Annotated in this window: 7 protein-coding genes; 1 reads left to right on the forward strand and 6 read right to left on the reverse strand. The window is 57.6% G+C overall.

Translation table 11 applies throughout. The features are described from left to right. Nucleotides 1-34: 34 nt before the first annotated feature. The 6 genes from F8J34_RS01570 to F8J34_RS01595 form a co-directional block, all read right to left on the reverse strand. Entirely contained in the window at nt 35-1,018 is a 984-nt protein-coding gene (locus F8J34_RS01570) for a hypothetical protein (protein ID WP_297055811.1), read from the reverse strand. Nucleotides 1,019-1,097: 79 nt separating this feature from the next. Beyond that, on the reverse strand, nt 1,098-1,703 hold the full coding sequence (cysC, locus tag F8J34_RS01575) for an adenylyl-sulfate kinase (protein WP_297055815.1): 606 nt from the start codon (nt 1,701-1,703) through the stop codon (nt 1,098-1,100). 33 nt (nt 1,704-1,736) lie between these two features. Further along, nucleotides 1,737-3,221: a phosphoenolpyruvate carboxylase gene (gene ppcA, locus F8J34_RS01580; protein ID WP_297055817.1), complete on the reverse strand. Its 1,485-nt coding sequence runs from the start codon at nt 3,219-3,221 to the stop codon at nt 1,737-1,739. Then, nucleotides 3,218-4,006, reverse strand: a complete 789-nt coding sequence (locus F8J34_RS01585; RefSeq protein WP_297055819.1) for an HDOD domain-containing protein — start codon at nt 4,004-4,006, stop codon at nt 3,218-3,220. The genes ppcA and F8J34_RS01585 overlap by 4 nt, the downstream gene beginning before the upstream one ends. A 25-nt stretch (nt 4,007-4,031) precedes the next feature. Further along, on the reverse strand, nt 4,032-6,347 hold the full coding sequence (locus tag F8J34_RS01590) for a heavy metal translocating P-type ATPase (RefSeq protein ID WP_297055822.1): 2,316 nt from the start codon (nt 6,345-6,347) through the stop codon (nt 4,032-4,034). A gap of 4 nt (nt 6,348-6,351) precedes the next feature. Continuing rightward, entirely contained in the window at nt 6,352-6,558 is a 207-nt protein-coding gene (locus F8J34_RS01595) for a heavy metal-associated domain-containing protein (protein WP_297055827.1), read from the reverse strand. A 165-nt stretch (nt 6,559-6,723) separates the two neighbouring features. Here F8J34_RS01595 and F8J34_RS01600 point away from each other — a divergent pair, with 165 nt between their 5' ends. Then, a complete protein-coding gene (locus F8J34_RS01600; protein WP_297055830.1) occupies nt 6,724-7,713 on the forward strand; it encodes an ATP-binding protein in 990 nt (329 codons plus the stop codon). Nucleotides 7,714-7,765: the final 52 nt, after the last annotated feature.

Raw genomic sequence — 7,765 nt, forward strand, 5'->3', positions numbered from 1 at the left:
CCCGGAGTCTGCTCAGCACTACCGCAACCCAATCCTAAATCCATTCAAAACTCTGGACCACAATTATGCCGGTCTCCTTAGCCTTCTCCAATACCCTGGGGTGCGCAAAATGCGTCACTACAAACGGGATCACCCTCCTGCCTGTCTTCTCCTCCACCACCCCAGCCTTCCGCCTAAGCTGCCTAAATTTCCCCGCACTCATAAGCCGTAAAACCGTCTCCCCCACCAGATATACCTCCTCTCCATCAACCCTACCCCGCGCAAGAAAATTTATCTCCTCTCCATCCACAAAGGTCCGCACAAATCGCTCCTCCACCCGAAATCCATATTTCTTCTCCAGAAAAGTCGGAAGATACCTAAACGCCTCATTCTCCAGAGCGTAGGCCATGGTACGCGAAAGACCGCCTACTTCTTCCCGAGTGCGTCTTAAACCCTGCGAAAGTTTCCTAAGCTCCTCCTCTGTTCGCCTCTGCGCTTCGGCTAGCTTCTTCAACTCCTCGTCTGTCCTCCTCTGGGCCTCCGCTAACTTCCTCTGCTCCTCCGCCAAAGTCTCAAGCGCCCTCTCAAGCCTCGCCTGACCCTCCTCAAGCTTCCCTACCCTCTCCTCCGTCCGCTTCTGCGCTTCGGCTAGTTCCCTTATCGCCTGCCAAACCTCCTCAAAACCTCTCCGCGTCTCCTCCTTGAACTCCTTAAGCTCCTCCTCCGTCCGCCTCTGCGCCTCCGCTAACTCCGCACGTGCCCTCTCAAGCCTCGCCTGACCCTCCTCTAGCTTCTCTACCCTCTCCTCCGTCCGCTTCTGCGCCTCGGCAAGCTCCTTCACCGCGTCCGTAAGCTTCCCCACTCTCTCCGCAAGATCCTTCACCACCCGCTTTAAATCTTCAAATTCCTCCCGCGCTACATAAAACTTCCTCGCCTCCTCCCTCTGTTTTTCTACTTCCTCTAGAATCTCATAAAGGATGCCCCGTAGCGAAGGATCCAGATTTTCCATCTTCTTCACTAACTCTATAATCCCCGCCATTATTCCTCCTTATACCTCTATCCCTTTTCCGTCCGTAAAATACCGTATAACCTTTTCACAACTCCTCCGCACTTAAGGTTTATAGAAGCAAAATAAACCCCTTCTCGGAAAGCATACGGAGAACTTTCTGAACGCAGGTTTCAAGGTCGTCCTCCTCGGTATCCAGAACCAGGTCGGGGTTCTCCGGTTCCTCGTAGGGGGCGTTCACACCCGTGAAGCCCTGGATCTTGCCTTCCCGGGCCTTGCGGTAGAGGCCCTTCGGGTCGCGCTTCTCGCAGGTCTCGGGGCTACATTTTACATAGACCTCAAAAAAGGCTCCGTCCCCTACCCTCTCGCGCACGTAGCGTCGATCCTCGCGATAGGGAGAAACAAAAGCCGCCAGCACCAGAAGTCCGGCATCCACCATGAGGCGACAGACCTCGGCAATGCGCCGCAGGTTCTCCCGCCGATCCTCCCGGGAAAAGCCCAGATCCCCGCAGAGGCCGTGCCGGATATTGTCTCCGTCCAGCACATAAGCCCGAATGCCCCGGTCGAAAAGTTCCTTCTCCAGAAAATGGGCAATGGTGGATTTGCCGGAGGCCGGAAGACCGGTAAACCAGATCACCCCGCTGCGATGTTTGTTCAACCGTTCCCGATCGCCTCGATTCACCAGCCGGGGATGCCAGATCACATTCGGACTCTTCATGGAACAGCTCCTTTCTTCAGCATCTTTTTAAGTTTAACCCAAAAATTTGCGCAGATGAGCGGCTTCGATGACCATGTCCGTAAGATCTGGATGAGGCTCACGTTTAAGCTTGCGAATAATGCGGGAGGTGGATTCCTGATGCGCCGAATCGGGATAGCAATCCAGAGAGAGATAATTCACCAGATCCAGGGATCGATGGACCGCCTTTCTTACCTCGGCCGGAAGGATTTCCAGCACCCGGGGGTTGAAATACCGAAGGGCCAGAGAAAGATCCTTCTCCAGATTCCGATAGATCTCCTTTAAACGATCCAGTTCCTCGGGCTCAAGGGCACTCAAACCCAGAATCTCCGGAGGAAGCCCCAGAGAATAACAGGCCCCGCAAAAACCGATGGCCCGGGGAAGGGTTACCTTGCCCAGGGAACGGGAATATCCGAAAAGACCTACATGCAGTTTACGCATCCGACGGCGAGGGATGTCGCGCGCCACCCTGTTCACCAGGGGGGCCAGAAGCTCCACTATTCTCTGATATTCGCGGGAGGTCTTTTCGATGAGCTCCAGAGCCAGGGCTTCGTCGAATTCCTCCAGAGGATAACGGATAAAATTCTTAAGCTTTTTGATGGCCTCGATCACCTCTTCGATGGGATGATCGTATTTGAAAGCCGATTGTACGGTAAAAGTCTCCACGCAGGGATATTCTTGGAGCACCAGCTCCACGGTGTGGGGAGAAAGGTTGCCCCGGAAAGGAGGGGAACCAACTCCCAGGATGGGATAGATATCCAGCTCCAGTCGGGAGGCCAGACGCTCCAGCCTCTTTAGCGCAAGCTTGTTTCCCAAAACCGCAGCCACGGAACCATAGTTGAGCGCCGGATCGGAACGGGCCAGGAAGACCCTCAGCCGGGTCAGATCCTTTCCGTGTAAAAATTCCTCCAGGATTTGATCCGCCTTGAGCATGGAGGGAATGTCCTCGAAAAGAGGGATAACCTGAATGCTTTCCGGAAGGAAATCCCCCACCCACTCCGCCAGGGTAATGTCTCCCTCGTAAATGGGCTGATACTGTTTGCCGGAGATAAAGTGACGATAGAAGAAATATACCCGGTTGAGGTCCCGGGCCGAGGTGGTCATGGGAAGGATGACCTCAAAGATGGGGGCCGGTGCTGTATCGCCATAAAAGAGCCGGGCCGCATCCATGGAACGGGGAATGCTCTCCAGGGCCTCCACCAGGACCTTGGCCTCCTCCTTTTCTACCGAAGGATTGGGGACACGCAGGGTAAGGAAGCAGGTCTCCCCCAGGCGGTTCTTACGAAAGAAATGGGGATAGCGGGTGAGAAGTTTCTTGACCACAAAGTCGTCCACCTCTTTGCCTTCGCTGTCCCACATTTGTTCCTCGCACCCCAGGTGGGAGAAGGCGTAATAGGCCTCCTGGATCTCGTCCTCCCCGGACATGTCCGAAGTTTCGGCAAAAAAGGGCAGCGAAACGTTATCGGGATGCTGGGTGGACATCACCCGGGGGACTTTCACTTCCGGGGCCTCCGTCGGCGCAGACTCTCCAGATAGTTGTAAAAGGTTTCGCGGGTGCTCTTCAACACGCCGTTCATCTCGTTCACCGAAAAGCCCAGATAGGTGGCCCCACGGGAGATCTGATCCTCCTCGAGTTCGCGTTGATTCACGATCTCATTGGCGAAATAAAGAATATACACCATAGCCGCCTCGGCTCCAGCCTCGTGAGGGCGATGATGGTAGGCAATGGCTGAGACCAGTTCCTCGGGAAAATCAAAGCACCGGGCAATAATCTCCCCCACCTCGGCATGATCCTCGGGAAGAGGGGTCTCGGGACAGAGATAAGCCGGGATCTTCCCTACATCGTGGAGGACTCCGGCGGTGGCCAGGGTGGTGGGATCGATGGCCAGAAGCATGGGACTCTTTTGGGTCGCGCTCTTAAGGAGCTTCTTCAGCAACTCCTTGGCTATATAGGAAACCCACTGGGAATGGGCCCAGATGGGGCTTAACCGCGGATGGCTCTTAAAGAAGGATACGGTGAGCACGATTATCCGGATATTAACCACCCCCAGAAGGACCACGGCATGAGCCACGGAGGAAATCTTGCGGGGAAAACCGTAGTAGGGAGAATTGACCACTTTGAGGATCTCGGCGGTGAGGGCCGGATCCTGCTCTATGAGACGGGCTATCTGATCCATACTGGAGGATTCGGAGCGAAAGACCCTCTCCAGTTCCGCAATCACCTCGTAGCTGGCCTGCAGGCGCCGGAAACATTCTTCATATTGATGACAATCGAGATTCTTCATGTTTTAAGGATAGCATAATTAAATTTCAGAGGGAAATTCTTTTCAAACGCAGGGCATTGGTAACCACGGAAACCGAGGAAAAGGCCATGGCCGCAGCCGCCACCGCCGGGGACAGACGCCAGCCGAAAAAGGGATAGAAGACCCCTGCGGCCAGAGGTATGGCCAGGACATTGTAAGCAAAGGCCCAGAAGAGGTTCTGTTTTATGATCCTCAGGGTGGCCCGACAGAGTTTTATCGTTCGGGGGAGGAGCCGGAGATCCGGACGCATGAGGGCCGCATCCGCGGATTCGATAGCGATATCCGTGCCCGAAGAAAGGGCCACGCCGAGATCGGCCTCCGCCAGAGCCGGGGCATCGTTAATCCCGTCGCCCACCATCATTACCCTGTAGCCCCTCTCCCTCAACTCTCGAACTTTGTGGGCCTTTTCCGCAGGCAGAACCTCGGCCAGAAATCCGTCCAGTTCCAGTTCCCGGGCCATGGAAGCCGCCGTGGCCCTGTTGTCGCCGGTGAGCATGAACACCCTGAGCCCCAGAGACTTGAGTTCCTCGACGGTCTCCCGGGCCTCGGGGCGGAGGGTATCGGCCAGAGTAATAAAACCCAGGACCTCTCCTCCCCGGGTTACCAGGACCACCGTATTGCCGGAAGAAGCCTCCTTAAGCACCCGAGTCTTCAGATCCAGAGGGACTTCGAGCTGAGTCTGTATCCACTCGAGTTTACCCACCAGGACCCTTTCCTCTCCCAGTCTTCCCTGAAGGCCCCGGCCGGGCACGGCCTGAATATCTTCCACCCGGGGGCTTTCCAGGCCCTCCGCCGCCCTCACTATGGCCCGGGAGAGGGGATGTTCGGAGTGACGTTCCAGAGCCGCGGCCAGACCGAGGACCTCCTCCGGGGGATAGCCCGGAGCGGGAAATACTCCTTTCACCTCCGGAACACCCCGGGTGAGGGTCCCGGTCTTATCCAGGACACAGACCCTGACCCTGGCTCCCTCCTCGAGAGCCGGGGCATTCTTGATGAGGATACCCATCTCCGCGGCTCGTCCGGTGCTCACCATCACCGCCGCCGGGGTGGCCAGCCCCATGGCGCAGGGACAGGCTATTACCAGAACCGAAACAAAGGAAAGGAGGGCGTTGGTGATCCTGGGCTGCGGACCCCAGAGATACCAGACCAGCAGGGTTACCAGGGCCAGAAACAGGACCACGGGCACAAAGACGCCGGCCACCCGGTCGGCCAGGCGCTGGATACGGGCCCGAGACCCCTGAGCCTCCTCCACCAGCCGGGCAATGGTGGCCAGCACCGTATCCTGCCCCACCTTCTCCACCCGAAACCGAAACACCCCGTGAAGGTTCAGGGTGCCTCCGATAACCTCGGACCCCGGGGCTTTTTCTACCGGGAGGCTCTCTCCGGTAAGCATGGATTCATCGACAGAGGTACGCCCCTCCACAATCACTCCATCGGCGGGGATACGTTCCCCCGGACGAACCACCACTATATCGCCCGGCATGAGGGCCTCGGCCGGAAGCTCCACCTCCTGATCCTCCCTAACCACCCGGGCCACCGGGGGAGTGAGATGCATGAGTCTGCGCACCGCCTCGGTGGCCTTTCCCCGGGCCCTGGTCTCCAGATAGCGCCCCAGGAGGACAAAGGCGATGATCATGGTGGCGGAGTCATAATAAACATGGAGCGGAAGCCCGGCGGCGGTAAAGACCCGGGGAAAGAAGGTCACCACCGTCGAATAGAGATAGGCCGAAAGGGTTCCCAGGGAAACCAGGGTATTCATATCCGCGCGCCCGTGCCTGAGCCCCTGCAGGGCCCCGCGCAGGAATTCCCAACCGGAGTAAAATTCCACCGGGGTGGAGAGGGCCAAAAGCAGATAGAACCGGGTGCTCAGAGGAAGCCCGGAGAGAACCGGGAAGAGACCCGGCATGGAGAATGCGAAGATCAGCGGAGCCAGAACCCAGGCCAGAAGGAGCCTTCTTTTAAGCTCGACCAGCCTCCTTTCCTCTTCCGGAAATTTCTTCGCCTCCTCTGCCAGCCCCACAAATTGATAACCCTCCTCCTCGATGACCCGACGAAACTCGGGAATTCCGGTGGTACGGGGATCGTAAAGGATGCGGGCCCTCCCGGAGGCCAGGTTGACCACCACCTCCTCCACGCCGGGAAGTCTTCCCAGGGCCTTTTCCAGACGGGCCACACAGGCCGCACAACTTATACCCCCGATGACCAGAATGGCGGTGCGCCTCCGGGAATCCGCCTGGCCCCTTCCCGGAGTCTGGACCAGGATCTCTTTATTTCCGGGCCCTCCCCGGGAAGGAGGGCTCCCCCGGAGGTCTTTCCCGGCCATGGGCCTATTCCTCCACCCGGTAGCCCGCCTCTTCTACCGCCCGGACAATTTCCTCACGGGGAAGTTCCTCGGGTTTTTCCAGAGTGGCGGTACCGGTAGTCAGATCCACCTTTACTTCTTTTACCCCGGGAAGCGCACTCAGGGCCCGGGTTACCCTCTGCACACAATGTTCACAGCTCATCCCCGCAATCTTAAGCGTGATCCTGCTCATGCGTACCTCCCGTTTTTCTAAAATTTTAAACCTTTTCCGACTCCAAGAGTAGAAAGAAACCCGAAGAAACCGGATCCTCCAATAATACTATGTTTTCTAAAGGTAGCACCAACTCCTGAAAGAGGGTAAAATGTTCTCTCCCACAAGAAAGGAGGGAGTTCGGCCATGATCAAAAGACCGATTTTTCCTTTCACCGCTCTGGTAGGCCAGGAGGAAATGAAGCTGGCCCTGATATTAAACGTGATCGATCCCGGGATCGGAGGGGTCCTTATCCGGGGCGAGAAGGGGACCGGGAAATCCACCGTGGTTCGGTCCCTGGCGGATATTCTGCCGGAAATCGAGGTGGTGGAGGGATGTCCCTTTTCCTGCGATCCCGAGGATCTTCAGGGGCTCTGTCCGCATTGCCGGGAACGACTGGAACAGGAGGGGCAACTGCCGCGGACCAGGCGCAAGGTGCGGGTGGTGGAGCTTCCTCTTTCGGCCACCGAAGATCGATTGGTGGGTAGTCTGGACCTGGAAGCCGCCCTGACCCGGGGAGAACGGAAATTCGAGCCCGGACTACTGGCCGCGGCCCATCGAGGATTCCTTTACGTGGACGAGGTGAACCTCCTTCCGGATCATCTGGTGGATACCCTGCTGGATGTAGCCGCCATGGGAGTGAACTTCGTGGAACGGGAAGGGGTGAGTTTTGCCCATGCCGCCCGGTTTGTCCTGGTGGGGACCATGAATCCCGAAGAGGGAGATCTCCGCCCCCAGCTTCTGGATCGTTTCGGTCTGTGTGTAACCGTGGAGGGGTTGAAAGACCCCCGGGCCCGGGTACTCATCATGGAACGCTGGGAGGAATTCACCCGCGATCCGGAAAGGTTTACGGAAAGGTTTCGTCCGGAAACCGAGGCCCTGGTCTCCCGGATCGTAGCTGCCAGAGAAAGGATCCCGGAAGTGGAAATCCCCGAGGAGATGCTCTACGCCATCGCCAAGAAGGCCATCACCCTGGGAGTGGATGGACATCGGGCCGATCTCACCATGGCCCGCACCGCCCGGGCACATGCCGCCTTTCAGGGAAGGACCCGGGTTACCGAGGAGGACCTTCGGGTGGCCGAGCGTCTGGCCCTGCCCCACCGTCTTCGCCGCCAGCCCTTCGACGAACTTGCTTAAATCCCCTTACCCAGCCAAAGACCCCCATAATTAGCACCACCCCTACCACCGC

It is taken from the genome of Thermosulfurimonas sp. (genome assembly GCF_015491435.1).
Lineage (GTDB): Bacteria > Desulfobacterota > Thermodesulfobacteria > Thermodesulfobacteriales > Thermodesulfobacteriaceae > Thermosulfurimonas_A.